This is a genomic window from Niveibacterium microcysteis (assembly GCF_017161445.1).
Lineage (GTDB): Bacteria > Pseudomonadota > Gammaproteobacteria > Burkholderiales > Rhodocyclaceae > Niveibacterium > Niveibacterium microcysteis.
In genome coordinates, this window is sequence record NZ_CP071060.1 from 3,741,835 (window position 1) to 3,767,982 (window position 26,148).

The 26,148-nt window shown below is 64.0% G+C and carries 21 protein-coding genes; 12 read left to right on the forward strand and 9 right to left on the reverse strand.

Annotated elements, in window-relative coordinates; genetic code table 11:
• Positions 1-71 precede the first annotated feature (71 nt).
• From JY500_RS16965 to JY500_RS16980, 4 genes are all read right to left on the reverse strand, one after another.
• Positions 72-1,025: a DegV family protein gene (locus tag JY500_RS16965; RefSeq protein WP_172196772.1), complete on the reverse strand. Its 954-nt coding sequence runs from the start codon at positions 1,023-1,025 to the stop codon at positions 72-74.
• 63 nt (positions 1,026-1,088) lie between these two features.
• Complete coding sequence (locus JY500_RS16970; RefSeq protein ID WP_206253911.1) at positions 1,089-2,372, reverse strand: acetyl-CoA C-acetyltransferase; 1,284 nt, start codon at positions 2,370-2,372, stop codon at positions 1,089-1,091.
• Positions 2,373-2,457: 85 nt separating this feature from the next.
• Entirely contained in the window at positions 2,458-4,953 is a 2,496-nt protein-coding gene (locus JY500_RS16975; RefSeq protein ID WP_206253912.1) for an acyl-CoA dehydrogenase, read from the reverse strand.
• A gap of 17 nt (positions 4,954-4,970) precedes the next feature.
• Complete coding sequence (locus JY500_RS16980) at positions 4,971-5,648, reverse strand: TetR/AcrR family transcriptional regulator (protein ID WP_246479664.1); 678 nt, start codon at positions 5,646-5,648, stop codon at positions 4,971-4,973.
• A 240-nt stretch (positions 5,649-5,888) separates the two neighbouring features.
• Here JY500_RS16980 and JY500_RS16985 point away from each other — a divergent pair, with 240 nt between their 5' ends.
• Entirely contained in the window at positions 5,889-7,697 is a 1,809-nt protein-coding gene (locus JY500_RS16985) for an ABCB family ABC transporter ATP-binding protein/permease (RefSeq protein ID WP_206253913.1), read from the forward strand.
• On the opposite strand, the gene JY500_RS16990 is transcribed toward JY500_RS16985, so the two are convergent.
• The 3 genes from JY500_RS16990 to prsT all read right to left on the reverse strand — a co-directional run bounded on the left by JY500_RS16990 (position 7,694) and on the right by prsT (position 12,264).
• Positions 7,694-8,335, reverse strand: a complete 642-nt coding sequence (locus JY500_RS16990; protein ID WP_172196762.1) for a ParA family protein — start codon at positions 8,333-8,335, stop codon at positions 7,694-7,696. The genes JY500_RS16985 and JY500_RS16990 overlap by 4 nt on opposite strands.
• A 167-nt stretch (positions 8,336-8,502) precedes the next feature.
• The gene (gene xdp1 / locus JY500_RS16995) at positions 8,503-9,291 is read right to left on the reverse strand and encodes an exosortase-dependent surface protein XDP1 (protein WP_206253914.1); all 789 of its coding nucleotides are present in this window, start codon (positions 9,289-9,291) and stop codon (positions 8,503-8,505) included.
• A gap of 156 nt (positions 9,292-9,447) precedes the next feature.
• Positions 9,448-12,264, reverse strand: a complete 2,817-nt coding sequence (gene prsT, locus JY500_RS17000) for an XrtA/PEP-CTERM system TPR-repeat protein PrsT (protein ID WP_206253915.1) — start codon at positions 12,262-12,264, stop codon at positions 9,448-9,450.
• A gap of 301 nt (positions 12,265-12,565) precedes the next feature.
• On the opposite strand from prsT, the gene JY500_RS17005 reads away from it, so the two are divergent.
• From JY500_RS17005 to JY500_RS17025, 5 genes are all read left to right on the forward strand, one after another.
• The gene (locus JY500_RS17005; RefSeq protein WP_246479666.1) at positions 12,566-13,480 is read left to right on the forward strand and encodes a transporter substrate-binding domain-containing protein; all 915 of its coding nucleotides are present in this window, start codon (positions 12,566-12,568) and stop codon (positions 13,478-13,480) included.
• Positions 13,481-13,575: 95 nt separating this feature from the next.
• A complete protein-coding gene (locus JY500_RS17010) occupies positions 13,576-14,313 on the forward strand; it encodes an amino acid ABC transporter permease (RefSeq protein WP_172196752.1) in 738 nt (245 codons plus the stop codon).
• A 10-nt stretch (positions 14,314-14,323) separates the two neighbouring features.
• Positions 14,324-14,989 (forward strand): amino acid ABC transporter permease, encoded by a 666-nt coding sequence (locus JY500_RS17015; RefSeq protein WP_172196750.1) that lies wholly within the window; start codon positions 14,324-14,326, stop codon positions 14,987-14,989.
• A gap of 18 nt (positions 14,990-15,007) precedes the next feature.
• The gene (locus JY500_RS17020; protein ID WP_172200579.1) at positions 15,008-15,736 is read left to right on the forward strand and encodes an amino acid ABC transporter ATP-binding protein; all 729 of its coding nucleotides are present in this window, start codon (positions 15,008-15,010) and stop codon (positions 15,734-15,736) included.
• A 105-nt stretch (positions 15,737-15,841) separates the two neighbouring features.
• Complete coding sequence (locus JY500_RS17025) at positions 15,842-16,822, forward strand: asparaginase (protein WP_206253916.1); 981 nt, start codon at positions 15,842-15,844, stop codon at positions 16,820-16,822.
• 21 nt (positions 16,823-16,843) lie between these two features.
• Here JY500_RS17025 and JY500_RS17030 read toward each other — a convergent pair whose 3' ends face one another.
• On the reverse strand, positions 16,844-18,619 hold the full coding sequence (locus JY500_RS17030; RefSeq protein WP_206253917.1) for a monovalent cation:proton antiporter-2 (CPA2) family protein: 1,776 nt from the start codon (positions 18,617-18,619) through the stop codon (positions 16,844-16,846).
• 55 nt (positions 18,620-18,674) lie between these two features.
• Positions 18,675-19,616 (reverse strand): CysB family HTH-type transcriptional regulator, encoded by a 942-nt coding sequence (locus JY500_RS17035; RefSeq protein ID WP_172196744.1) that lies wholly within the window; start codon positions 19,614-19,616, stop codon positions 18,675-18,677.
• Between the two features lie 108 nt (positions 19,617-19,724).
• Between JY500_RS17035 and JY500_RS17040 the strand changes: the two genes are divergently transcribed.
• From JY500_RS17040 to JY500_RS17065, 6 genes are all read left to right on the forward strand, one after another.
• Positions 19,725-20,504, forward strand: coding sequence for a sulfite exporter TauE/SafE family protein (locus JY500_RS17040; RefSeq protein ID WP_206253918.1), 780 nt, complete (start codon positions 19,725-19,727; stop codon positions 20,502-20,504).
• A 30-nt stretch (positions 20,505-20,534) separates the two neighbouring features.
• Positions 20,535-22,223 carry a nitrite/sulfite reductase gene (locus tag JY500_RS17045; protein WP_206253919.1) on the forward strand — a complete coding sequence of 563 codons (1,689 nt, stop codon included), beginning with the start codon at positions 20,535-20,537 and terminating at the stop codon, positions 22,221-22,223.
• The gene (locus JY500_RS17050) at positions 22,216-22,815 is read left to right on the forward strand and encodes a DUF934 domain-containing protein (RefSeq protein WP_206253920.1); all 600 of its coding nucleotides are present in this window, start codon (positions 22,216-22,218) and stop codon (positions 22,813-22,815) included. The genes JY500_RS17045 and JY500_RS17050 overlap by 8 nt, the downstream gene beginning before the upstream one ends.
• 13 nt (positions 22,816-22,828) lie before the next feature.
• Entirely contained in the window at positions 22,829-23,599 is a 771-nt protein-coding gene (locus tag JY500_RS17055; protein ID WP_172196736.1) for a phosphoadenylyl-sulfate reductase, read from the forward strand.
• Positions 23,600-23,629: 30 nt separating this feature from the next.
• The gene (gene cysD / locus JY500_RS17060) at positions 23,630-24,544 is read left to right on the forward strand and encodes a sulfate adenylyltransferase subunit CysD (RefSeq protein WP_206253921.1); all 915 of its coding nucleotides are present in this window, start codon (positions 23,630-23,632) and stop codon (positions 24,542-24,544) included.
• A 152-nt stretch (positions 24,545-24,696) separates the two neighbouring features.
• Entirely contained in the window at positions 24,697-25,992 is a 1,296-nt protein-coding gene (locus JY500_RS17065) for a sulfate adenylyltransferase subunit 1 (RefSeq protein ID WP_172196732.1), read from the forward strand.
• Positions 25,993-26,148 lie beyond the last annotated feature (156 nt).

Consider the following 26,148-nt stretch of genomic DNA (forward strand, 5'->3'; position numbering starts at 1 on the left):
CCTGCCGGGCGCCCGCTGAATAAAAAGTCCGTCGGCGGCGCGCCCCCCGGCGCGGGCGCCGACGGCACAGGTCATATCTTCTCTTCGAACTGGTGCTTGTCCGACACGAATGCCACCGTCACGCAACCGGGGCCGGTATGAACGCCGCCCGAAATGCTCATCGGCGCGACATGGATATCGACCCCCGCCTTGTCCGCCGCCTCCTTGAGGCGCGGAAATCCCGGCATGTGCTGCACCGCGTCCGGGTTGCCGCCGTAGCCAATGCACAGCGTGGGCGCGAGCAAACCGGCCTTCACTGCACGGGTGGCGTTCGCAAACATGGTTTCCACCGCCGTGTCGAAGTGACGCAGCTTGGCCACCGGCCCGGTTTCGTCGAGGTGCCCGCGCAGGATCGGCTTGATGTCCAGCATCGAGCCGAGCATGAAACTCGCCCAGTTGATGCTCTTGTCACCGCGCTTCGACGCGCGCTTGTAGATGTGGAAGAGATCCGGCGGCACCATGTAGCAGTAGGTGTTCGGCACCAGTTCGCGAATCCGCGAGTCGATCGCCGACGGCGAAGCGTCGGTCTTGATCATGCGGATCACCTCGGCCGCGAGTACCGCCGTACCGGTGAAGATGTTGCGGCTGTTGATCACCGCCAGCGCGAAGCGTCCGGGAATGCCGGCGTCTTTGCGCACTTGCTTGTACTTGCTGATGATGCCGAACGAGGCACGCATCGCGTTTTCGTAGATGTAGCTGCGCGACTGCGTCACCGTCAGGCAGAACACGTGGTCGTACTCGCGCACCAGCTTGTCGAGGAACAGGCTTTCGATCTGTTCGCTGGAATACGGGATCGACTCGGCGAAGGTTTCGGTTTTCTGGTCCTTGTTCGCCGAGTGAAACTCGATGGTCTGGGTTTCGTCGCGCCGGTCCTCGAAGGTCTGATCGCCGATCCGCAAAGTGATCGGCATCAGTTCGATGCCCTCGTTCTCAAAGAATGTGCGCGGCAAGTCGCAGGTCGAATCGACCACGAGTCCAATCTTCATGCTCTCCGTCTCCCCCTGTTATAGGTCTTGTGGACCGTACTGTATCGTATGGAGAGTTGAAGATTACACAGTCTCGACCAGCATCGCACCCCCTTGGCCGCCACCAATGCAGATGGTTGCCATGGCACGTTTTCCGCCGGTGCGGCGCAGGTGATGCAACGCGTGCAGCACGATGCGCGCGCCGCTTGCCCCAACCGGATGGCCCAGCGCCACGGCACCGCCATCCACGTTCAGCTTGTTCTGGTCCAGTTCGCCCAGCGGCGCATCGAGCCCCAGATGCTCCTTGCAGTAAGCCGGGTCCTTCCACGCCTCGATGCACGCGAGCACCTGGGCTGCAAACGCCTCGTTGATTTCCCAGGTATCCAGATCGTTCAGGCCAAGGCCCTGGCGCTGCAGGATCGGCGTGGAGGCATGCACCGGCCCGAGCCCCATCTGGTCCGGCGCCAGACCAGCCCATTGGGTGTCGACGATCTTGCCGATCGGCTTGAGGCCGTACTTCTGCACCGCCTCTTCCGAAGCCAGAATCAGCCATGCGGCGCCATCGGTGATCTGCGAGCTGTTGCCCGCCGTCACATAGCCATACTTCTTGTCGAAGAAGGGCTTGAGCTTGGCCAGGCCGTCTGCCGTCGAGTCGTGCCGTACGCCGTCGTCCTCGGCATAGACGTTGCCCTTCTCGTCGATCAGCGGAATGATCTCCTGCGCGAAGTGGCCCGCCTTCTGGGCCGCCGATACACGCTGGTGGCTGCGTGCCGAGAACTCGTCCATGCGGCGGCGGTTGATGCCGAACTTGAACGCGATGTTCTCGGCTGTCTGCCCCATCAGCTGGCCGACGATCGGGTCGGTCAGCCCCTTCATGATGCCGATCACCGGCGCGAGGTAGCCGAGCTTGAACTGGCGCAACGCGGCAAACTTCTGCCCCACCGTCTTGGTCTGGTACCAGCCCGACAGCCAGCGCACCATCGCGTCAGAGAACAACAGCGGCGCGCGTGAGAGCGCATCAACGCCACCGGCCAGCACGAGCGCCGAGCGGCCAGCAAGGATGTTGTTGATCGCCGAGTCGATCGCCTGCATGCCGGATGCGCAGTTGCGCATCACCGTCCAGCCCGGCACGTTGAGGCCGCAACCCATGCGCAGCGCCACAACGCGCCCGATGTTCACTTCGTCCGGCGAGGGCGATGCACAGCCCAGGATCACCTCGTCGAGCTGGTCCGGACGAAACGGTTGACGCGCAAGCAGCGCAGCGCCCGCCGCAGTTGCCAGATCAGCCGCGGCGAACGGACCGGGTGCGTTGCGCGCCTTCAGGAAGGGCGTGCGAGCACCGTCGATGATGTAGATCGCTTGCTTCATGAATTCCCCTGCTACGGTCACCGCACCAGTGCGGCGCGATGGCGGGGCCATTCCGGCCCCGCCTGTTCGGTTGGATTTACTTCGATCAGGCTGCCGCGAGCGACGCCTGTGCGACCGGCTTGTCCGCCGGGCGGATGTGCGACTTGGCGTCGCCAATGCCGAGGTCGTTCGGGAAGTCATCCACACGGATCACCTTGGCGCGCAGCACATCACGACGCGCCAGCAGCTCCGCCTCGTCGCGACTGATCACACCCGTCGCCTGAGCTTGGGCAAGCAGCTCGGCCGGCTGACGCGCGTTCAGCTTGCCGGCCTTCTGTGCGGCACGCAGCTTGGCTTCGACCGCGTCGGCCTTGACCGTGGCCTCGAGCGCCAGCTCGAGCACGCCAACCGGATCTTCTTCGTTGCCGCGATCGACAAACGAACCGGCGACCAGACGATCGCGCGTTTCGCTCGGCGCTATCAGCAGCGAGGCGACCTTGTGGCCCAGCTTGTCCGACGGCACCACATACGGACGGCCCAGCGGGAAGATCAGACGACGCAGCACCATCGACAGGAAGCGGTTCGGGAAGTTGGAGATCACGCCCTCGAACGCGTTCTGCGCCTTGAACATGGCATCCCAGATCGCCCAGTGCATCAGCGGTGCATCAGCCTGCTGGCGACCTTCCTGCTCATAGCGCTTGAGCGTGGCCGAGCACAGGTACATCTGCGACAGGATGTCGCCGAGGCGTGCGGAGAGCTTTTCCTTGCGCTTGAGATCGCCACCCATCGTCAGCATCGACACATCGGCGAGGAAGGCGAAGGCGGCCGAGAAGCGGGTCAGTTGCTGGTAGTAGCGCTTGGTTTCGGGCGCCACATCCGGCGTGCGGACCCAGTGCGAACCCGTCAGGCCGTAAACCAAGGCACGCGCCGCGTTGCTGACGGTAAAGCCGATGTGGCTGAACAACGCACCGTCAAACGTCTTCAAACCGCGCGCGACATCCGTATCCTGCGCCGCCTGCATTTCCTTCAGCACGAACGGATGGCAACGGATTGCACCCTGCCCGAAGATGATCAGGCTGCGCGTCAGGATGTTCGCACCTTCCACGGTGATGCCGATCGGGATCTGCTGATAGGCGCGCGCCAGGAAGTTCTGCGGCCCCATGCAGATGCCCTTGCCGCCCAGTATGTCCATACCGTCGTTCACAACGGTACGGGCGCGCTCAGTGACGTGGTACTTCACGATCGCGGACACCACCGAGGGCTTCTCGCCCAGATCGATCGCGCCGGCAGTGAAGGTACGCGCGGCATCGCACATGTAGAGGTTGCCGCCGATACGGGCGAGCGGCTCTTCGATGCCCTCGAACTTGCCGATCGAGGTCTTGAACTGGGCGCGAACGCGGGAGTAAGCACCGACTGCGCGTGCAGTGAGCTTCATCATGCCGGTGTTGGAGCCCGGCAGCGAGATCGAACGACCTGCGGCAAGGCACTCCATCAGCATGCGCCAGCCCTGGCCGGCCATCTTCGGGCCGCCGATGATGAACTCGAGCGGCATGAAGACGTCGTTACCCCAGTTCGGGCCGTTGTGGAACATGGCATTGAGCGGCTGGTGACGACGCCCGATGTTCACGCCCGGGTGGGTGTTCGGCACCAGCGCGCAGGTGATGCCGAGGTCCTCCACATCGCCGAGCAGCTTGTCCGGGTCGTACAGGCGGAAGGCCAGGCCCAGCACCGTGCAGATCGGGCCCAGCGTGATGTAACGCTTGTCCCAGGTCACCCGCATACCGAGGACTTCCTTGCCCTGGTACATGCCCCTGCAGATGATGCCGCGATCCGGAATCGAAGCCGCGTCGGAACCGGCGACCGGGCTGGTCAGCGCGAAGGCCGGAATCTCGATACCCTTGGCCAGGCGCGGCAGGTAGTAATCCTTCTGCTCCTTCGTGCCGTAGTGCAGCAGCAGTTCGGCCGGGCCGAGCGAGTTCGGCACCATCACCGACACCGCAGAGGCCGACGAACGCGTCGCAAGCTTGGTCACCACCTCGGAGTGGGCGATCGCCGAGAAGCCTTTGCCGCCGTACTCCTTCGGGATGATCATGCCAAGGAAGCCCTTGTCCTTGATGTACTGCCAGACATGGGGCGGAAGGTCGTTGTAGAGATTGGTCGTATCCCAATCGCTGACCATGCGGCAGAGCTCTTCGGTCTCGTTCTCGACGAAGGCCTTTTCTTCTGCGCTGAGCTTGGCCGCCGGAATCTCGAGCAACCGCTTCCAGTTCGGGCGGCCGGCGAAGAGTTCGCCATCCCACCAAACAGTACCCGCCTCGAGTGCTGTCTTTTCAGTGTCGGACATCGCCGGAAGGATCTTCCGGTAGAGGCCGAAGACCGGGCTGGTGATCAGCGCACGGCGCAAGGGCGGCAACACGAAGATGCCGAGCAATACAACATAGATACCGATGCTCGCGGCCGTAGCCGGCACCGACCACGCTGCCACTTGTGACATCCCTGCCAGCCATGCCACACCGGCAACAAGCCAGGCAAAAAGGGGCGCCCGCCCAAAGGCGAGCGCGATTGCCATGAGAGGAAGCAAGCAAACCAGAAGCCAAAACATCGCCGTCTCCTTAAGCGTTAGGCGCGCGCAGCACCGAAATCCGGGGTCAAGACCCCGCCCCCGACATCCCCCGTCGGAAACTGCGCGTGCGGGCTGATCAATTCCGGAAGGGGAGCCCGCAATCCCCCTAGAAGAAAGGACATCAACCGCGGCGCCATGAGCGCCGGGTCGTCATCGAAACGGCCGCTGACAAGTTGCAGGGCGTCGATACCGGAAATCGCGTACGACACCGCCCCCATCATGAAATGCAGCCGCCACATGATCTCGGCCAGCGGCACACCGGGCAGCGCCCGGCGCAGCGCGTCGGAATAGCGACTGATCACATCGCTGAACTCCTCGGCCATGAATTTGCGGATGAACTGAGCCGGCTCGGTGTAGGTCCGGCCAAGCAGGCGCATGAAGGTGTGGCCACCATGGCGCGTATCGGTCGCCATCGCCAGCACAGGCCCGAAGAAGCCCTCGAGCACCTGGCTGGGTTTGAGCGGCGCGCCCTGGGCCTCCAGCTCCATGCTGTCGAGCACCTCAAGACGCATCCGATTGAGCTGGAACAGGCGGCGGTGGAAGACGGCCTGAAAGAGCGCCTCCTTCGTACCGAAGTGGTAGTTCACCGCCGCCAGATTCACCCCAGCCTGACCGGTGATGAGGCGCATGGATGTGCCTTCGAAGCCATGCTCTGTGAAGAGCACTTCGGCCACATCCAGGATGCGCTCGCGGGTATCCCCCCCACTACGCGATTCACCAGTCAGAGTTGCCACGGATCCCCCACCCGCAGTTCAAACGTTCGTTTTAATCATACGTCAGATCGACAGCGTGTCAAGAAGTTTCCGTACGCATCCGTATGTGCGCCGCAGCATTGTCCGCACTGGCGTTGCGGGTATCCGCAAGAATCCTTGCGCGAAGGCAGAGCCGCGGCACCGAACCGCTAGAATGTCGCCATGCGACGCGGATCCAGCCTTCCCCCTCCAAGCCCAGCCAGCGGCGAACGCCACGACTGGGACACCCTCAAATCCCTGCTGCCGTACCTGTGGCGCTACCGCCGCCGGGTCGGCTTTGCCATGCTTTGCCTGCTCTCGGCAAAGTTCGCGAACGTTGGCGTTCCGCTGATCTTCAAGCAGTTGATTGATGGGCTGACGATCACACGAGAGCAGGCGTTCGTCGTAGTGCCCGCCGCGCTACTTCTGGCCTACGGCATATTGCGCTTCTCGACCTCGCTGTTCACCGAGCTGCGTGAGATCGTCTTTGCGCGGGTAACGCAGGAAGCGGTGCGGCATATTTCGCTGGAGGTCTTTCGCCACCTCCACTCGCTGTCGCTGCGCTTTCATCTGGAACGACAGACCGGCGGCCTGACGCGTGATATCGAACGCGGTACACGCTCGATCGGCTCACTGATCAGCTACACGCTCTATTCGATCCTGCCGACGCTGGTCGAGATCACGCTGGTCATCGGCATCCTTCTCAAGCGCTACGAACCCAGCTTCGCGCTGATCACGCTGGCAACCCTGGCCCTGTACATCACCTTCACGATTACCGTCACCAACTGGCGCACCGCCCTGCGCAGGCAGGCCAACGAACTCGACTCCGCCGCCAATGCGCGGGCGATCGACAGCCTGCTGAACTACGAAACGGTGAAGTACTTCAATAACGAGGACTTTGAAGCGCAGCGCTACGACACCCAGTTGCGGACCTGGATCGCCGCACAGATCCGAAACCAGTATTCGCTCTCAGCGCTCAACCTCGGTCAAGCGCTGATCATTGCCTTTGGCGTGACGGCGATGATGTGGCGCGCTGTCGCGGGCGTCATCGCTGGCACGATGACGATCGGCGATATCGTGCTGGTCAATGCCTTCCTGATTCAGCTCTACATCCCGCTCAACTTCCTCGGCGTGATGTACCGCGAGATCCGCCAAGCGCTTACCGACATCGAGCGCATGTTCGGGCTTCTCAAAACCAATCGGGAAGTTGAAGACAAGCCGGACGCGCGCGACCTGCCGGAAGGCCCGCTTGGCGTGCGTTTTGCAAGCGTGGACTTTCACTACGAGGCCAAACGCCAGATCCTGTTCGGCGTGGATATCGATGTGCCAGCAGGCAGAACCGTCGCGGTCGTCGGCCATTCCGGATCCGGCAAGTCAACGCTCGCGCGGCTGCTGTTCCGCTTCTACGACGTCAGCGGAGGTCGCCTTGAAATCGGCGGGCAGGACATCCGGAATATTCGCCAGCACAGCCTGCGCAGAGCGATCGGCATCGTCCCGCAAGACACCGTGCTGTTCAACGACACGATCCGGTACAACATCGAGTACGGCCGGCCCGGCGCATCGCAGTCCGAAATCGAGGCCGCCGCCCGCGCCGCGCAGCTACACGATTTCGTCGCACGCCTGCCCGACGGCTACGAAACCCGCGTCGGCGAACGCGGCCTGAAGCTCTCCGGGGGCGAAAAACAGCGTGTCGCGATCGCGCGAGCACTACTTAAGAACCCGCCCATCCTCATCTTCGATGAGGCGACGTCGGCGCTCGACTCGAAAACCGAGCAGGCGATCCAGGCTCAACTGGAGGCTGCGGCTCGAGGTAGAACCGCCATCGTGATTGCGCACCGCCTTTCGACGGTGATGAATGCGGACGAGATCCTCGTGCTGGACGGCGGCCGCGTCGTGGAACGCGGCCAACACGCTGCGCTGCTCAGCCGAGACGGCGCCTATGCTTCAATGTGGGCGTTGCAGCAACGCGAGGCGGCAGAGCAGGCCGCCTAAGACTCCAGCAAACGCAGCCAGCGCTCGATCGGCACCCACTGCTGCCGATCCTTTGCAACGCGGCTTTCGGGCACGTCGTACAACGTAAGTCCGTGCGCCGCGAGCTGGATATAGTTCTGCGTGTCACGCAAATGGGCAAGCACCGGCAGGCCCAGGCTATCGGTAAACCGCTCCAGCTGCTCCGCCGACCGCGTCCGGGGATCCACGCGCATCGCGACAATCGCGATCTGCACCCCCTTTGCCGCTTTGAGCTCTGCCAAACCCTCAAGAAAACTGCGAGTCGCCAGGATGTCGAAAAGCGACGGCTGCAGCGGAACGATCACGGCGTCCGCAAGCTTCAACAGCCCTTTGAGCTTTTCCCCATGCAAGCCGGCCGGCGTATCAATCACCGCATGCGTCGTCCCCTTGGGCGGTCTGGCAGGCTGACCTGCCTCAAGCGCCCAACTCGATATCCTCGGAACGCCCGCCGGACGCAGCGAAAGCCAAGCCTTGGCTGACTGCTGCCGATCCACATCTCCCAGCATCACCCGCACCGATCCGTCCGGCGCGCCCCGCCACGCCAAATGCCCGGCCAAGTTAGTCGACAGCGTGCTCTTGCCGACACCGCCCTTTGGATTTGCCACCATCAGCACACGCATCAGCCCCACCCTCCGCCCAGCCTTGTCGCAAGGATCTTAATGCAGAAGCTCAGGGAATCCGCTGATCGACGCCGCACGTGCTGAAGTGCCAAACGCAAAAAAAACGCCGCTTTCGCGGCGTCACACGTTTCGAGAGAAACGTCAGAGCAGTTCGTAATACAAAATCCTCAACGGCGGCGCAGGCGGCTGATGGCGGCCAGACCGAGCCCGACCAACGCCAGCGAAGCGGGCTCCGGCACACTGGTCGGAACGTCGGCGACGACTGACTTGAGCTTCACGGCGTCATCACGCCCCCAGCCCAAGGTGCTGCCATTGACCAGCGGGTTGAACGCGCCGATCAGCCAGAACTTGGAATTCACGTTGCCGGCATTGATGCCCGTGGCAGCTCCGACAGCAACGTCACCGTAATGCCCGATCAGCGACCAGCCATAGTTGGCGAGATCAGAGTACTTCTTGCCAGCGAGCGAGGACGAGCATGTGCTCGTCGTTGCACACGCACCCGTCCCGGTATATGCAAGGACCGTCATGTCCGAATCGGTGCCTTTCCAACCAATCGAGAGACTGTTCAGCTTTACTGTGCTGGCAAAACTCAGAAGCACGGAGTCGTAACGCTGATTGTTGTCGATCGCATGCTCAGGTGCGGCTGAATATAGGTCGCCAGCGTCACAAGTGGAGCCGCTCGAACAGCCATCCTTGTTGTGTTCGCCGATGCCACCGGTGTAAACACCCATGTAGCCGGTCTCAAGCGTGTAGAGATCCGCATTCGCGCCCGAGCCATTGGTGTTCGAGTACATCGTCGCGGTCACGGTTGGCCCCGTGCTGGTGACGGTGCACGAGGAGGTCGTCGTATTCGGCACGGTGCATTTGCCCGCGCCCGAGTCGAACGCCCAGCTGTACGCAGCCGCCGCCGGGAGGCTTGCCCCCAACAACACTGCAAACAACACGATTTTTTTCATGTGCGTCATGTCAAGCCCTGTCGCTTTCTATTCCGGGTTACCGGCGCTACAACCGAGTTAAAGCAAACCTCGGGCCAGTTCGTCCAAGCCATGTATTTCATGGGTTTGCGCGCACAACTTAAGCGCCAACCCGCCAATGCGTAAAAACTGCCGACATCACAAACCGAGCTCAGAAGCCAGCTTGCGCGCCTCCGCTGGCATTCCGTCACGCGCCAGATCAGCAACGACCGGCGACAGCTCCTCGCGCGCCTCTTTCGTTCGCCCCTGCTTCGCCAGCACCCAAGCGAGGTGGAACCGAACCTCTGCGTCGCGCGGATTGCGCAGCCGCGCGTCACGCAAGTAGCCAAGCGCGCGATCGAGCTGTCCGTTGCGCGCGAGTATCCAGCCGTAGGTGTCTACCACCTGCGGATCGTTTGGCGCACTGCGCCAAGCGCGCTCAGCCGCCGGCAGCGCGCCAGCATCGCCGAGCTGCAGCAGCACCAGTGCGTAGTTATTCAGCACGCCCGAAGGTTGCGGCCCCCGCTGTTGCAGTTGCTCCAGCGTAGCTCGTGCAGCTTTGAGATCCCCGGCGCGGATCTGCCCTTCCGCCAGGGCCATCAGAATCCGCGGATCACTTTGCTTGCTGACCCGCTGATAATCCTGCAATAGGGCGACCCCGCGAGCAGGCTGATTTGCAGCCAGACATGCGCGGAAGGCGCGAAGCGCGTTGTCGGCGCTCGGCTCCTTGTCGAGCCCGCTCTTGTGAAGTACCAGTCCGTTCGCCGTCTGCCCCTTGGTCAGGGCGATGTCGCCCTGGAGTTGGTAACCCGCGGCTCGGGTTGGGTACTTTTCGGCCAGACTCTTCGCAAGCCGCTCCGCGTTCCCGATATCGTTGGAACGCAACGCAAGTTCAGCCTGCAGTTCGAGCGCCGCGAAAGCGTCGGGCTGCAGCGCCAGCGCCTTTTCAACCGTATAGGTGGCGCCCTGCAGATGGCCCGCCGCGATCTGCATGCGCGCAATCTGTACCAGCGCATCCGGATCCGCCTCAAGGCGTTTGCGCGCGTCAATCAGCGTTTCGCGCGCCCGCTGAAGATCACCGCTGGCCAACTGTGCCCGCGCCAGCGCCAGGACGATGGAGAGGTCGTTGGGCATCGCCGCGACCGCGGCTCGCGCGATCTTGGCCGCACCAGCGTTATCGCCAGCGGCAAGCGCCTCATCGATCAGAATCAGCGGGGCGCGCGGATGACGTGGGGCGACCGCCGTCGCCTTCTCCAGCCCCTTGCGTGCCGCCTCCGCGTTGCCCGCGGCACGATCAAGCGCCGCCAAGTCGATCAGCGCGTCCGGGTTGTCCGGCTGACTCCGCAGCAGATCCTGCAAACGCTTGCGCGCGGCGTCACTACGCCCCTCCACCACATCGAGGCGAGCAAGGTTGAGCTGCGCCGGCGTGAAGCGGGCGTCGACAGCAACCGCCGCCTCGTAGGCCTTCCGCGCGCCAGCACGGTCGCCAGCACGGCCGCGGGCAAGACCGAGAAGGTTCAAAGCAACCGGACTGCGCGGATTAGCGGTGTAGACGCGTTCCAGCACTTCCAGAGCCTGCTTCACATCGCCGCGCTGCAACAGGAGCACACCGAGCGATGCGCCGACCGCCTGGTCACCCGGGTTCGCATCGAAGGCGGCGCGCAGATGCTGCGCGCCGGAAACGTCCAAGCCCTGCCCCGCAAGGGATGCGCCGAAGGTGGCGCGCATCGTCGGGTCGGCCGAGCCTTGCATGACCGCGCGCTCAAGCAACGCGGCGGCCTTGCTGTAGCGTTTCTGCACCAGATAGGCCGAACCGAGCAGCGTCATTGCCTGTGCATCACCGGGCGCGCGGCGCAGGTAGTCTTCCAGCAGGTTCGCAGCACGCACCGGATCGTTGTCGTTGAGGTAAGCCGACGCGAGCATGCGGGTTGCGCCGGGGTGATACGGCTGCAGGCGCAGGAACGCTTCGAAGTAGACGCGCGCCTTCTCGCCGTCGTGAAGACTGTAATGCGCCATGCCGCCGAGCAGCAACACGTTGGCACGGCGGCTGCGAATCTCCTGCGGCATGGTGTCGACCGCCTTGACAACCTCCGCCATTTCGCGCGCAACGCCAGCGGTATCGCCCTTGCGTGCGGCAATCACACCACGTCGGTAGGCGGCGCGCGGATCGCCCGGCGCGAACTCGCGCAGTGCGTCGAGATCGCGCAGCGCCTCGGCGTCGCGATTCATGTCCAGCAACAGGTCGATGCGAGCAAGTCGCGCGTCGGTCTGGCGCGGGTCCAGGGACAGCGCGCGCCCGAATGCGTCGATCGCCGCCTGCACTTGCTGCTGACCGGCAAGCGCGGCGCCACGCGTCGCCCATGCCTCCGGGCGATCCGGCGCAAGTGTGATGGCCTGTTGCGAAAGCTCTAGCGCGCGGGCAACGTTGCCTTGCCGCAAGGCAAGCGAAGCCTCGGCCATGACCAGCGTCGGCGCCTTGGGGTCGATTGCACGCGCCTCGTCAAACGCCTTGCGTGCGGCGCGGGCATCGTTGATTTCGCCCGCGGCGCTGCCACGCACGATCAGCAGCTCCTGCCGCACCGAATTCGGGAGGCTGGTCGGCAGCGGGCGCGCCAACAAATCGGTGAAGCGCCCCTGCGCGTAAAGCGCCTGAGCGAGCGGCAGCTCAACCTCCGCGCGATCGACGCCGAGTTCGATTGCGGTGTTGAACGCGGTCTCTGCGCCGACCGAATCGCCCACCGCGAGCAGCGACTTGCCGAGCAGTACCTGCGCGGCCAGCATCTTGCGATCCTGCTGAAGCGCATTCTTGAGCTGAATGACCGCACCGGTGTAGTCGCGCCGCTGATAACGAGCCAGCGCGTCTTCGTAGAAGCGGGAGGCCTTGCCGGCATCGACGGCGTGTGCCGGCGCGGACAGCATTGCAGACAGGGCGGACGCCAGCAGCAGCTGGCGCAGACGGAAACCGGTTCGGGGCACGATGGCAGGCACGCAAATGGGGCACGCCGAGTATAGGGATATGCCCCCGGCGAGCGCGTGACATTTCTTGCCCTGCACGACGCAAAGGCAAAAACATCGCAAACCCGTTGAACGAGTGCGCCAGCCGCAACACCCCGGTTCAATCGGTTTGCGCCTGGTCAACCCGTGGCTTCATGCGTGTTTCTACGGATGTGCGGCGCCGGTCAGGTGGTACAGTTTTCGCTCAGCCCAACTATTCGCGCGCGCCCCACGTTTCTGGGCGCGGCGCCCGGTATCTCAAACACGCTAGGAGGCTCATCGCATGATTTCCCGCTCGGCTCTCGTCATGACCACGCTGCTGGGTTCGCTGCTTGCAAGCGGCGTCGAAGCCCAAACGCTCGAAGGCACGCTGAAGAAGATCAAGGACAGCGGCGCGGTGACGCTCGGCATCCGCGAATCGTCGATTCCACTCTCCTACCTCGATGCGAGCCAGAAACCTGTCGGCTACCACATCGACATCTGCAACCGCATAGTCGATGCGATCAAGGTGAAGCTTGCGCTGCCGAACCTCAAGGTGAACACGCAGCCGGTCACGTCGCAGAACCGCATTCCGCTGGTCACCAACGGCACCGTCGATCTCGAGTGCGGCTCCACGACCAACAACGCCGCGCGCCAGAATCAGGTGGCGTTTGCGCCGACGACGTACGTCACCACGGTGCGCATGGCGGTGAAGAAGTCTTCCGGCATCAACAGCCTGGCGCAACTCGACGGCAAGCCGGTGGCAACCACGACCGGCACGACGTCGGTCCAGCTGATGCGCGCGCATGAGAAGGGCAAGAGCGTGAATTTCAAGGAGGTGTACGGCAAGGACCACGCCGACAGCTTCCTGATGCTGGCGTCCGATCGCGCTGTCGCGTTCGTGATGGACGACAACCTGCTGGCCGGGCTGATCGCCACGTCGCCGGCGCCGAACGACTACGCCGTGGTGGGCGAACCGCTGTCGGTCGAGCCGATCGCGATCATGTTCCGCAAGGACGATCCGCAGTTCAAAGGGCTGGTGCACTCCGCCGTGCGTGACCTGATCAAGAGCGGCGAAGTCGAGAAGCTCTACACCAAGTGGTTCACGCAGCCGATTCCGCCGAAGAACGCGAACCTGAACCTGCCGATGAGCGAAGCCCTCAAGGCCGCGCTGAAGACACCGAACGACGCACCGGCCGAGCAGTACAACAAGAAGTAAGCCGCCCCGCGGCTCTGCGGCGCCCCCGCGCGGGGCGCCGCGCATGACCTCCGCAGCCCGCTGGGCTGCTTCAGCAAAACAGGTAGCCCACCACAATGAATTACCACTGGAACTGGGGCGTCTATCTCGAGCAGGTCAGCTCCGGCGACGAGACCTATCTCGACTGGATCATCTCGGCGCTCGGCTGGACGATGGCGGTATCGATGTCCGCCTGGATCATCGCGCTGGTCCTTGGCGCATTGATCGGCACGCTGCGCACCACGCCAAACCGCTGGTTGGTGGCAATCGGCAATGTCTGGGTCGAAGGCTTCCGCAATGTGCCACTGCTGGTGCAACTCTTTCTGTGGTTCTTCGTCGTGCCCGAATTCCTTCCCGCCGAGCTGTCGCGCTGGGTGAAGCAGGACATGCCGGCGAAGGAGTTCTTCACCGCAACGATCTGTCTTGGCCTGTTTACGTCGGCACGCGTCGCCGAACAGGTGCGCGCCGGCATCCAGAGCCTGCCGCGCGGGCAGAAGATGGCCGGGCTGGCGATGGGTTTCACGCTCGCACAGACCTACCGCCATGTGTTGCTACCGATGGCCTTCCGCATCGTGATTCCGCCGCTGACTTCCGAGTTCATGAACATCATCAAGAACTCCGCAGTGGCGTTTGCGATCGGGCTCATGGAGCTGACCTTCATTTCACGCCAGATGATCGAAGAATCCGGCCAGGTTTTTGAGAGCCTGCTCGCCGCGACCATCCTCTACACCGTCTGTGCGTTTGCCGCGAATCGAGTGATGACCTTCATCGAGAAACGAACCCGCGTGCCCGGCTACATCGCCGGCGCCAAGTAAGGGGACGACGATGCTCGATCATCTCGACTTTTCCATCATCGGCCCGGGCCTGCCCTTCATCTGGAAGGGGCTGCTGTTCAGCCTGAAACTCACCGTCGTCGCAATGAGCGGCGGCATCGTGCTCGGCACGTTGCTGGCCCTTGCCCGCCTCTCTGGCGGCCCGGTGCTGGCAGCCGCAGCGACGACCTATGTGAACACCATGCGCTCGATCCCGCTGCTGATGGTGATCCTGTGGTTCTTCTTCCTGATCCCGCTGTTCACCGGCGCACCGATGGGGGCAGAGAACTCCGCACTGATCACCTTCACTGCGTTCGAGGCCGCGTACTACTCCGAGATCATGCGTGCCGGCATTCAGAGCGTGCCGCGCGGGCAGGTGAACGCCGGCTTTGCACTCGGCATGACCTACTGGCAGGCGATGAAGATCGTCGTGCTGCCGCAGGCCTTCCGCAACATGCTGCCGGTGCTGCTGACGCAAACCATCATCCTGTTCCAGGACACCTCACTCGTGTACGCCATCGGCGCCAGCGATCTGCTCAAGGCCGCCGAGGTCACCGGCAAGAACTACAACCGGCCGATCGAGATGTACCTGTTTGTCGCCCTGATCTACTTCGCGATCTGCTTCAGCCTGTCGATGCTTGTGAAGCACCTGCAGAAGCGCATTGCCATCATTCGCTAACGGACTGCTCCCATGTCGATGATCGATATCCGCAACATCTCCAAGTGGTACGGCCAGTTCCAGGTGCTGACCGATTGCAGTACGCAGGTCAAGAAGGGCGAGGTCGTCGTGGTCTGCGGGCCCTCAGGCTCGGGAAAGTCCACGCTGATCAAGTGCGTCAACGGCCTTGAGCCCTTCCAGAAGGGCGACATCATCGTCAACGACATCTCCGTCGGCGACGCGAAGACGGATCTGCCCAAGCTGCGCGCACGCGTTGGCATGGTGTTCCAGCACTTCGAGCTGTTCCCGCACATGAGCATCATCGAGAACCTGACGATCGCGCAGACCAAGGTGCTCGGCCGCAACATCGACGAAGCGCGCGACAAGGGCCTCAAGCTGCTCGACCGCGTCGGTCTGAAGGCGCACGCGAGCAAGTTCCCGGGCGAGATGTCGGGCGGGCAGCAGCAGCGTGTGGCGATTGCCCGCGCACTGGCGATGGACCCGATCTGCATGCTTTTCGACGAACCCACGTCGGCGCTCGACCCAGAGATGATCAACGAAGTGCTCGACGTGATGGTCGAGCTGGCCAAGGAAGGTATGACGATGATGGTCGTCACGCACGAGATGGGCTTCGCACGCAAAGTCGCGCACCGCGTGATCTTCATGGACGCCGGCCAGATCGTCGAGGACGCCGCGAAGGACGACTTCTTCGGCAAGCCGCACTCGGAACGCGCGCAGCACTTCCTGTCGAAGATCCTGCAGCACTGATCGCGCCGGTCGCTCACGCAAGAAGGCCCGCACACGCGGGCCTTTTCGTTTCCAGCGCGGCGACCGCGTTATCCTTGGCGCCTTCTTCAGGCCCGAACGCAGCTCATGCCAAAGCTACTTCTCATCGCCACCGGCGGCACGATCGCCGGAAGCGCGGCTGACACCACCGATACCTCGCGCTACCGCGCGGGCGCGCTCAGCGCCGAGACACTGCTTCACGCGCTGCCGGAAGCTTCAACACTCGGGCACATCACGGCCGAGCAGCCGTTTGCGCTGGACAGCAAGGACATGACGCCAACGCACTGGCTGGCGCTCGCCGCGCTGCTGCGCGAACGGCTCGCATCACCAGAGGTCGATGGCGTCGTGATCACGCACGGCACCGACACGCTGGAGGAAAGCGCCTTCTTCCTGCACCTGACGCTGCCGCGCAGCAAACCCGTGGTGCTGACGGCCGCGATGCGCCCAGCCACCGCGCGCTCGGCGGACGGCCCGATGAACCTGTTGCAGGCGCTCGCCTGTGCCGCGACGCAAAGCGCTGCCGGCCTCGGCCCACTGGTTGTCGCCAGCGACCGGATCTGGCGTGCGCGGGACTGCAGCAAACGGCACACCCATGCGCCGGATGCGCTAGGCGGCGTCGATGCCGGCCCGGTCGGGGTGGCCATCGGCACACACATCCGTCTCGACCAGGCCGCTGATGGTGGCGCGCCATGCTTCGCCGGCACGCTGCCGAGCGCGCTGCCGCGTGTCGATGTGCTGGCCGCCTACGCAGGCGCGCCGGCAGACCTGATCGACGCGAGTGTGGCAAACGGTGCCGCCGGCATCGTGCTCGCGCTCGCGGGGCACGGCAGCGTGCCGGACGATTGGCACCCAGCCATTGCCGCCGCCGTCGCACGCAGCATTCCGGTAGTGCGCGCCAGCCGCGTTGCAAGCGGTGGTGTGATGCCGCAGGCCAACTTCGACGATGCCGCGCACGGCACCCTGGCCTGCGGACGCCTCACGCCCTGGCAGGCACGGGTGACGCTGATGCTGGCGCTGGGCTGCGGCATCCCTGCCGAGCGACTGCAAGGCACGCTACAGCGCGCCTGACCCGAGGCCGCCACCGGCGGCCTACTCCGCCTTCGCCGGCACGGCCTGCTTGCGCTCCAGATCGAGAATGGAGGCCAGCTCGGCGCGTGCCTCCTTCGATGTCTGGATCAACTGTTGTTCGTCGTGATAGACCGCCTGCTGACGCGCAAGCAACCGGTTATCCGCCTCGACGAAACGCGCAACGGTCTGCGCAATCTCTGCCTCGCTCACGCCCAGGCTGCCGAGCACGCCACGGCCGATCTCGATGCTGGAAAGCAGGGTCTCGCGCACCTGCAGCGTGACGCCAAGGTCGATCAGCCGATAGGCGTGGAAGCGATTGCGCGCCCGCGCGATGATCGTGAGCTTCGGATAGTGGCGCCGCACCAGTTCGGCCACCTGCAGCGAACGCTCGACATCGTCGATCGCCAACACGAACACCTTGGCCGAACCCACATGCGCGGACTCAAGCAGTGCCAGATGAGCCGCATCGCCGTAGTAAACCTGCATGCCGAAACGGCGCACGGTCTCGATCTGCTCCGGGTCGTTGTCAACCGCCGTGAAGCGGACACCTTGCTTCATCAGCACCCGGCCGACGACTTGTCCGACGCGACCAAAGCCTGCGATCACCACGGTGGGGGGATCTGTCGGCAGCGTGTCGAACGCGCGCACCGGGCGCTTGGCCTCGCGCCGCCCGAGCCAGTCGTTGGCAAGGAACAGCAGCGGCGCCAAGGCCATCGACAACGCGACCGCGAGGGTGAGCTGGTCCGCGATACGCCCCGGCACAAGGCGCCCTTGCTCCACCATGCTGAACACCACAAAGGCGAACTCACCCCCCTGCGCCAACGCGAACGCCAGCGGCCGGGCACTGCCGGCACCATCTGGTGCCAGACGCCGCAAGAGCCACAACACCGCAGCCTTCGTTGCCAGCAGGCCGATCGCAAGGCTCAAGATGCGCACCGGCATCGAGCCGAGCAGGTCGAGGTTGGCGTTCATGCCAACGGCCATGAAGAACAGACCCAGCAGCAAGCCCTTGAAGGGGTCGATGGTGGCCTCCAGTTCATGGCGGAACTCGGAGTCGGCCAACAGCACGCCGGCGACAAACGCGCCCAGCGACATCGACAAGCCCACGGCTTCCATCAGCGACGCGAGCCCGAGTGCGCACAGCAGCGCTGCCGCGGTGAACAACTCACGGCTCCCGAAACGCGCGACGTAAACGAACATCCAGTGCAGCACGCGGCGCCCGACCAGCACGATCCCGAGCAAGACCACCAGGCCCATCAGCGGATTACGGCCCGCCTTGGGAAGCCCTACATCCAGCAATGGAATCAGGGCCAGCAAGGGAATCACCGAGAGATCCTGGAACAGCAGGATCGCGAAGGATTCGCGACCGTACTGCGTCGTCAGCTCCTTGCGCTCGGCCAAGGTCGGCAGCACCAGGGCTGTTGACGACAGCGCAAGGGTCCAGCCAAGCAGGATGCCCGCCTTCACCGAGAGCCCGAGGCCAATGGCAAGCGCGGCCCCGATCACGGCACCGCAACCCACCATCTGCAAGGCGCCGAGGCCGAACACCTGACGCCGCAACGCCCACAGGCGCGAGGGCTGCAGTTCGAGGCCGATGACGAACAGCAGCAGCACGATGCCGAGCTCCGCGGTATGCAGAAGGCTCTCGGGGTCGCCCACGCGATTGAAACCGAAGGGGCCCACCAACACGCCAGCGGCGAGGTAGCCGAGCACGGTGCCCAACTTGGCACGTTTGAACAGCGGCACCAGGATGACGGCCGCCGCAATCAGCGCCGCAAAGGTGGTGAGTGAGGTCATACAAAACTCCGCAACATCACTTCAGGTTCGCACACACGCATGACAGGACTACGGGTTAAAGCCCCGCGTCGCTGCCACCGCCGAGCAGCGCCGCATCCACAACTCGCCGCGTCAGGTGTGTCGACATCAATTCGATGAAGCCATACACATAGCCGCGCAGGTAGGCGTTCTTGCGGATGCCGATGCGCGTCACGGCCGATGAGAACAAATGCGACGCATCGACCGCCCCGATGCGTCGATCGACGATCGGGTCGTACGCGATGGAGGCAATCAGGCCGATGCCAAGATCCATCGCGACATAGGTCTTGATCACGTCCGCATCCATCGCCGCGAGCACCACATTGGGCTTCAGCCCTCGCCCGAGGAAGGCGCGGTTGACTTCACTGCGGCCTGCGAAGGTGGTGTCGTAGGTGACGATCGGGTACTTCACGATCTCTTCCAGCGTAAGCGGCGTCGTCTTGAGAATCGGATGGCGCGGCGTGGCGATCACGCAGCGGTTCCATTGGTAGCTGGGCAGCGAGACGAGCCCCTCGGTTTCGCCAACCGCTTCGGTGGCAATCGCGAGATCGGCCTCGCCATCGAGCACCCATTCGCAGATCTGCCGCGGGCTGCCCTGGTGCAACGTAAGCCGCACGCCGGGAAACTTCTGCACGAAGGCCTGGATCACCCGCGGCAGCGCATAGCGCGCCTGGGTGTGCGTGGTGGCGATGTTGAGCTGGCCTTCGGACTCGTTGCTGAACTCGGCGCCCACCTTCTTCAGGCTATCGACCTCACCCAGCATCCGCTCGGCGATCGCCAGTACCTGGCGGCCCGGCTCGGTGACCCCGGTGAGCCGCTTGCCGTGCCGCACGAAGATCTCGATGCCGAGCTCCTCTTCAAGCTGCCGGATCTGCTTCGAGACCCCCGGCTGGGAGGTGTAGAGGGCGTCCGCCGCCTCCGAGACGTTAAGGCCGGCGCGCACCACTTCGACGATGTAGCGCAGTTGCTGCAGGTTCATGGCTATCGAACCTATATAACGAATTGTTCTTAGAGTCTAACACGCAGTCAGCAAAGGTAATTTAGCGCTCCGCTAAGATCGCGCCTCACATTCACCCACATTGAGCCCATGGACTTCGCCTACACCATCGCCGGATTCGCTGTTGGCGCCATCGTCGGATTGACCGGCGTAGGCGGCGGCTCGCTGATGACGCCCCTGCTGGTGCTGCTGTTCGGCATCCACCCGGCGGTCGCGGTCGGCACGGATCTGCTCTACGCCGCCATCACCAAGGCCGGCGGCACCGTGGCGCACAACCTCAAGGGCACCGTCGACTGGAAGATCACCGGGGCACTGGCCGCAGGCAGCCTGCCAGCTGCCGCCCTCACGCTCGTGGTGATCGGCACCTTCTTCCCGGGCGGCATCGGCGGCGCGTCGAAGATCATCTCGATCTCGCTCGGCATCGCGCTGCTGCTGACCGCCATCGCATTGATCTTCCGCCAGCGCATCCAGAAGTTCTCGCTCTCGCATCACGGCGCCGAACGCGATCCGCGCGTGACGCGCAACCTGACCGTGATCACCGGCGCCACTCTGGGCGTGCTGGTGTCGATTTCGTCAGTCGGTGCCGGCGCGCTGGGCGTGACGGTGTTGTTCTTCCTGTACCCTCGCCTGCCTGCCGTGCGGATTGTCGGCTCTGACATCGCGCACGCGGTGCCGCTCACGCTGGTCGCTGGCCTCGGTCACTGGTGGCTTGGCAGCGTCAACTGGTCATTGCTCGGCAGCCTGCTGATCGGCTCGCTGCCCGGCATCTGGATCGGCAGCCATATTTCCGCAAAGGTGCCGGAGAAATTCCTGCGCCCGGCGCTCGCAGTGATGCTCGTGCTTGTTGGCACGAAGCTGATCGCGCACTGATTACCCCCAATTTCAACAGAGAGATTCACGATGTACCGCTACGACGACTACGACCAGCGCATCGTTGACGAGCGCGTTGCCCAGTACCGCGATCAGACGCGCCGCTACCTCGCCGGGGAACTGTCGGAAGACGAGTTCCGCCCGCTGCGCCTGCAGAACGGCCTCTACATCCAGCGCCATGCGCCGATGCTTCGCGTCGCGATCCCCTACGGCCTGCTCGCCAGCCGACAGCTGCGCAAGCTCGCCGAGATCGCGCGCAAGTACGACCGCGGCTACGCGCACTTCTCCACGCGCCAGAATTGCCAGTTCAACTGGCCCAAGCTCGAAGACACGCCGGACATCCTGGCTGAGCTGGCAAGCGTCGAGATGCATGCGATCCAGACCTCGGGCAACTGCATCCGAAACATCACGACGGACCAGTTCGCCGGCGTGGCGCCGGACGAAGTGGTCGACCCGCGCGCGCTGGCCGAGATCCTGCGTCAGTGGAGCACCTTCCACCCTGAATTCGCCGCACTGCCGCGCAAGTTCAAGATCGCGGTGAACGGCGCCCAGAGCGACCGCGCCGTGGTGCGGGTGCACGACATCGGCCTCGAATTCCTGCGTAGCGATGCGGGTGAGCTTGTCGTGAAGGTCTGGGTCGGCGGTGGTCTGGGCCGCACACCGATCATCGGCCAGGTGATCCACGAAGCACTGCCGTGGAAGCACGTGATCACCTACTGCGAAGCGATCCTGCGGGTCTACAACCGCTACGGCCGCCGCGACAACCTCTACAAGGCGCGCATCAAGATCCTCGTGAAGGCGCTCGGCATCGAGGAATTCAAGCGTCAGGTCGAGGAAGAGTGGGCGTTCTGGAAAGACGGCCCGAGTACCGTCACCCAGGCCGAACTCGACCGCGTCAGCGCGCACTTCACGCCGCCGGCCTATGAAAAGCTTGCCGACTGCGACCCTGATTTCAACGGCAAGGCGGCAACCAATCCCGCCTTCGCGGCATGGCTCAAGCGCTGCACGCATCCGCACAAGGTTTCGGGCTACCGCGCGGTCACGCTGTCGCTGAAGAAGACCGGCATCGCGCCGGGCGATGCCACCGCCGAGCAGATGGAAATCGTCGCCAACCTGGCTGATCGCTACAGCTTCGGTGAGCTGCGCGTATCACACGAGCAGAACCTGATCCTCGCCGACGTGAAACTCAGCGATCTGTTCGACGTATGGCAGACGGCGCGCGCCGCGGGCCTGGCCACGCCGAACATCGGCTTGCTGACCGACATCGTGTGCTGCCCCGGCGGTGACTTCTGCTCGCTCGCCAACGCCAAGAGCATCCCGATTGCACAGGCAATCCAGGAACGCTTCGACAACCTCGACTTCCTGTTCGACCTGGGCGACATCGAACTGAACATCTCCGGCTGCATGAACAGCTGCGGTCATCACCATGTCGGCCACATCGGCATCCTCGGTGTCGATAAGGATGGCTCGGAGTGGTACCAGATCTCGCTCGGCGGCCAGCAGGGCAATGAAGCGACGATCGGCAGCGTGATCGGTCGCGCGTTTGCAGCGGCCGATGTGCCGGACGTGATCAGCAAGATCATCAGCGTCTTCGTCGAACAGCGCGAAGGCGAAGAGCTGTTCATCGACGTCGTGCGCCGTATCGGCCTCGACCCCTTCAAGGCCCGCGTGTACGGCACGCCGGCTGCTGCCCCGAAGAAGGAGCTTGCGAATGTCTAACCTGATCAAGCACGGCGCCATCGTCGAGGACAACTGGACGCTGGTGCGCTACCCGGCGGTTGAAGAAGCAGTGCAGAAGCAGGCCGGCAAGGTGGTGCAATTCAAGGTCACCGGCACCGAGGCCGCCTCGCCCGAGTTGATCGCGCAAGTGCAGATTCCGGCCGGCCGCGCGATCGTGCCGCTGGCGGTATTCCGCGCCCGCAAGGACGACCTGGCTGCGCGCATCGCCGCCGGCGAAATCGGCGTGTGGCTGGAGAGCTTCGAGTTGGTCGAAGACCTCGTAGCCGCCGTGGGCGACATCAACACCCTGCCGCTGATCGCTTACGACTTCCCGAAGTTCGTCGATGGTCGCGGCTTCTCCGCCGCCGTGCTGCTGCGTACCCGCTACGGCTACAAGAACGAGTTGCGTGCAATCGGCGATGTGCTGCGCGACAAGCTCTACTTCATGCAGCGCTGCGGCTTCGACGCCTACTTGATCCGCGCCGATCGCTCGGCCGAGGATGCGCTGGCCTCGCTGCGCGATTTCTCCGAGCCTTACCAGGCTTCGGTGGCCGAGCCGCAACCGCTGTGGCGCCGCCACGCTCGCGCCTGAACGGAGTCCAGTGATGAGCGAGAGCGTTTCCTTCCTTAAGCCGCGCGCAAAGAACCCGGCGACCTCGCCGGCGCTGACCGATGAGCTGCGCACCACGGTCGCGGTGAAGCGCGCCCGTACGCTGGAACTGCTGCATGCGGCGATCGAGGAATTCGGTGCCGCCGGTGAAGTCACCTTCGCCAACAGCTTCGGCGCCGAGGACATGGTGCTGACGGACCTGATCCTCGCCGAGCGCCTGCCGATCGAGATCTTCTCACTCGACACCGGCCGCCTGCCGGCGGAGACCTACACCCTGATGGGCGAGGTGGAGAAGCGCTACAGCACGAAGCTGAAAGTCTTCTTCCCGGACGCGACGGCCGTCGAGCAATACGTGCGCACCGAAGGCATCAACGCCTTCTACGACTCAGTCGAGCTACGCAAGGCGTGCTGCGGCATCCGCAAGGTCGAACCGCTGCGTCGTGCGCTGGCCGGCAAGAAGGCATGGATCACCGGCCTGCGCGCCGCGCAGAGCACCACCCGCATCGAGCTCGCACCGCGCGAATTCGATGCAGGCAACGGGCTGGAGAAGTTCAACCCGCTGTTCGACTGGAGCGAGCAGGAAGTCTGGGCCTACATCCGCATCCATGAGCTGCCCTACAACGCGCTGCACGACCAGTTCTACCCGAGCATCGGCTGTGCGCCCTGCACCCGCTCGATCGCGGTCGGCGAGGATGTGCGCGCCGGGCGCTGGTGGTGGGAGAATCCCGAGTCCAAAGAGTGCGGCCTGCACGTGAAGAAATCCTGAGCGCGCGTCGCTCACGCTGAAAGCAAACGAATGAGTACGCTGACCAAACAAACGCTGTCGCACCTCGACTGGCTCGAAGCCGAAGCCATCCACATCATGCGCGAGGTCGCAGGCCAGTGCGAACGCCCGGTGCTGCTGTTCTCGGGCGGCAAGGATTCGATCTGCCTGCTGCGCATCGCCGAGAAGGCTTTCCGCCCCGGCCGCTTCCCCTTCCCGCTGATGCACATCGACACCGGCCACAACTACAAGGAAGTCACCGACTTCCGCGACAAGCGTGCGGCCGAACTCGGCGAACGCCTGATCGTGCGCTCGGTGGAAGACTCGATGAAGCGCGGCTCGGTGGTGCTCAAGTCGGCCGATGAATCGCGCAACAAGCACCAGTCGGTGACCTTGCTCGAAGCAATCGCCGAGTTCGAATTCGACGCCTGCATCGGTGGCGCACGTCGCGACGAGGAGAAGGCCCGCGCGAAGGAACGCGTGATGAGCTTCCGCGACGAGTTCGGCCAGTGGGATCCGAAGAACCAGCGCCCGGAACTGTGGAACCTCTACAACGCCCGCGCCTTCAAGGGTGAGAACATCCGCGCCTTCCCGATCAGCAACTGGACCGAGATGGACGTGTGGCAGTACATCGAGCGCGAGAAGCTTGAGCTGCCGTCGATCTACTTCGCGCACACCCGCCCGGTGGTGCGCAAGGGCACCCTGCTGCAGCCGGTAACCGAGCTGACGCCGGCCAAGCCGGGTGATGTGGTGGAAGAGGTGATGGTGCGCTTCCGCACCGTTGGCGATATCACCTGCACCGCGCCGGTCGAGTCGACGGCGAGAACGGTCGAGCAGATCGTCGTCGAGACCGCCACCACCACGATCACCGAGCGCGGCGCGACGCGACTGGACGACCAGACCTCGGAAGCGTCGATGGAGCAACGAAAAAAAGAAGGCTACTTCTGAAAGAACACGCATAGATCTGCTGCGCGGCCTCATCCCGGGGCCTGTGATGCTCGCCGTACCGCATGTACGGCTGCGCTTCTCGACCCCGGCCTGACCCCGCTCGCTACGATCTCTGCGCGTCCTTTTGTAGGACTTAACGAAAGAACCTAGAGATGTCCGCGATGGAACACCTTCCGACCCAAGAAAACGGCCTGCTGCGCTTCATGACCTGCGGCAGCGTCGACGACGGCAAGAGCACGCTGATCGGCCGCCTGCTGTACGACACCAAGGCGATCCTCGCCGATGCGCTGACCGCGATCGAGAAGACCTCGAAGAAGCGCGGGCTCGAGGCGGTCGACCTCTCGCTGCTGACCGATGGCCTGCAGGCCGAGCGCGAACAGGGGATCACGATCGACGTGGCCTACCGCTACTTCGCCACCGGCACGCGCAAGTACATCATCGCCGACGCGCCGGGCCACGAGCAGTACACCCGCAACATGGTCACCGCGGCATCCACCGCGAACCTCGCGATCATCATGATCGACGCGCGCAAGGGTGTGCTCGCGCAGACCCGCCGGCACAGCTACATCACGCATCTGGTGGGCATTCCGCATCTGGTGGTGGCGGTGAACAAGATGGATCTGGTCGACTACAACCAGGCCACGTACGACCGCATCTGCGCCGAGTACCGTGCCTTCGCCGACAAGATGGGCCTCACCGCCAAGGGCTTCGACGTGCGCTTCATCCCGGTGTCCGCGCTGGCTGGCGACAACATCGTCGAGCGCGGCGATGCGATGCCCTGGTACGAAGGCCCGACCCTGCTGGATATCCTCGAAACGGCGCCGCCCGCTGGCACGCACGAACGCAGCGAATCCTTCCGCTTCCCGGTGCAGTACGTGATCCGCCCGCAAGCCTCGGACGACCCCGAACTGCACGACTACCGCGGCTTCGCCGGTCGTGTCGAATCGGGCACGGTACAAGCGGGCGACGCCGTCACGGTGCTGCCCTCGGGCATCGAATCGCGCGTCAAGGCGGTGCACATCGGCGGGGAGCCGATCGACGTCGGCCACACCGAACAGTCGGTCACGCTGCTGCTGGAAGACGAGGTCGACATCTCGCGCGGCGACATGATCGTCAAGTCCGGCAACGCGCCGGAAGCGAAGAAGGAGCTGCGCGCGATGCTGTGCTGGCTGTCGGAGACGCCGCTGTCGCCGGCCCGCACCTACCTGATCCGCCACACCTCGCGCACCGTCAAGGCCAAGCTTTCGGGCATCGCCTACAAGGTCGACATCAACTCGCAAGAGCATGTCGATGCGACGCAACTGGCGGTGAACGACATCGCCGAGGTCGGCTTCAAGCTCGCGCAGCCGATCTTCGCTGACCCCTACACCACTAACCGCGAAACCGGCGCCTTCATCGTCGTCGACGAGTCGACCAACAACACGGTCGGCGCAGGCATGGTGCTGTAAAGAAAGAAGTCTGGCCGCAACAGGAAGAAGGGCAACCCTGACAGGTTGCCCTTCTTTTTTGGGCTCCGGGCGCCGGTGCACGCGGACATGCCGACGCGCCCTCCTCGCACCGCGACGCGCCAGTCCGGTCATAATCGCTGTCACCTCGCCCGCCAC

Coding starts and splice junctions, on each gene's coding strand:
- JY500_RS16965 (WP_172196772.1), bottom strand. CDS start 1,025: ATGAAGATTGGACTCGTGGTCGATTCGACCTGCGACTTGCCGCGCACA.
- JY500_RS16970 (WP_206253911.1), bottom strand. CDS start 2,372: ATGAAGCAAGCGATCTACATCATCGACGGTGCTCGCACGCCCTTCCTG.
- JY500_RS16975 (WP_206253912.1), bottom strand. CDS start 4,953: ATGTTTTGGCTTCTGGTTTGCTTGCTTCCTCTCATGGCAATCGCGCTC.
- JY500_RS16985 (WP_206253913.1), top strand. CDS start 5,889: ATGCGACGCGGATCCAGCCTTCCCCCTCCAAGCCCAGCCAGCGGCGAA.
- JY500_RS16990 (WP_172196762.1), bottom strand. CDS start 8,335: ATGCGTGTGCTGATGGTGGCAAATCCAAAGGGCGGTGTCGGCAAGAGC.
- xdp1 (WP_206253914.1), bottom strand. CDS start 9,291: ATGAAAAAAATCGTGTTGTTTGCAGTGTTGTTGGGGGCAAGCCTCCCG.
- JY500_RS17005 (WP_246479666.1), top strand. CDS start 12,566: ATGATTTCCCGCTCGGCTCTCGTCATGACCACGCTGCTGGGTTCGCTG.
- JY500_RS17010 (WP_172196752.1), top strand. CDS start 13,576: ATGAATTACCACTGGAACTGGGGCGTCTATCTCGAGCAGGTCAGCTCC.
- JY500_RS17015 (WP_172196750.1), top strand. CDS start 14,324: ATGCTCGATCATCTCGACTTTTCCATCATCGGCCCGGGCCTGCCCTTC.
- JY500_RS17020 (WP_172200579.1), top strand. CDS start 15,008: ATGATCGATATCCGCAACATCTCCAAGTGGTACGGCCAGTTCCAGGTG.
- JY500_RS17025 (WP_206253916.1), top strand. CDS start 15,842: ATGCCAAAGCTACTTCTCATCGCCACCGGCGGCACGATCGCCGGAAGC.
- JY500_RS17030 (WP_206253917.1), bottom strand. CDS start 18,619: ATGACCTCACTCACCACCTTTGCGGCGCTGATTGCGGCGGCCGTCATC.
- JY500_RS17035 (WP_172196744.1), bottom strand. CDS start 19,616: ATGAACCTGCAGCAACTGCGCTACATCGTCGAAGTGGTGCGCGCCGGC.
- JY500_RS17040 (WP_206253918.1), top strand. CDS start 19,725: ATGGACTTCGCCTACACCATCGCCGGATTCGCTGTTGGCGCCATCGTC.
- JY500_RS17045 (WP_206253919.1), top strand. CDS start 20,535: ATGTACCGCTACGACGACTACGACCAGCGCATCGTTGACGAGCGCGTT.
- JY500_RS17050 (WP_206253920.1), top strand. CDS start 22,216: ATGTCTAACCTGATCAAGCACGGCGCCATCGTCGAGGACAACTGGACG.
- JY500_RS17055 (WP_172196736.1), top strand. CDS start 22,829: ATGAGCGAGAGCGTTTCCTTCCTTAAGCCGCGCGCAAAGAACCCGGCG.
- cysD (WP_206253921.1), top strand. CDS start 23,630: ATGAGTACGCTGACCAAACAAACGCTGTCGCACCTCGACTGGCTCGAA.
- JY500_RS17065 (WP_172196732.1), top strand. CDS start 24,697: ATGTCCGCGATGGAACACCTTCCGACCCAAGAAAACGGCCTGCTGCGC.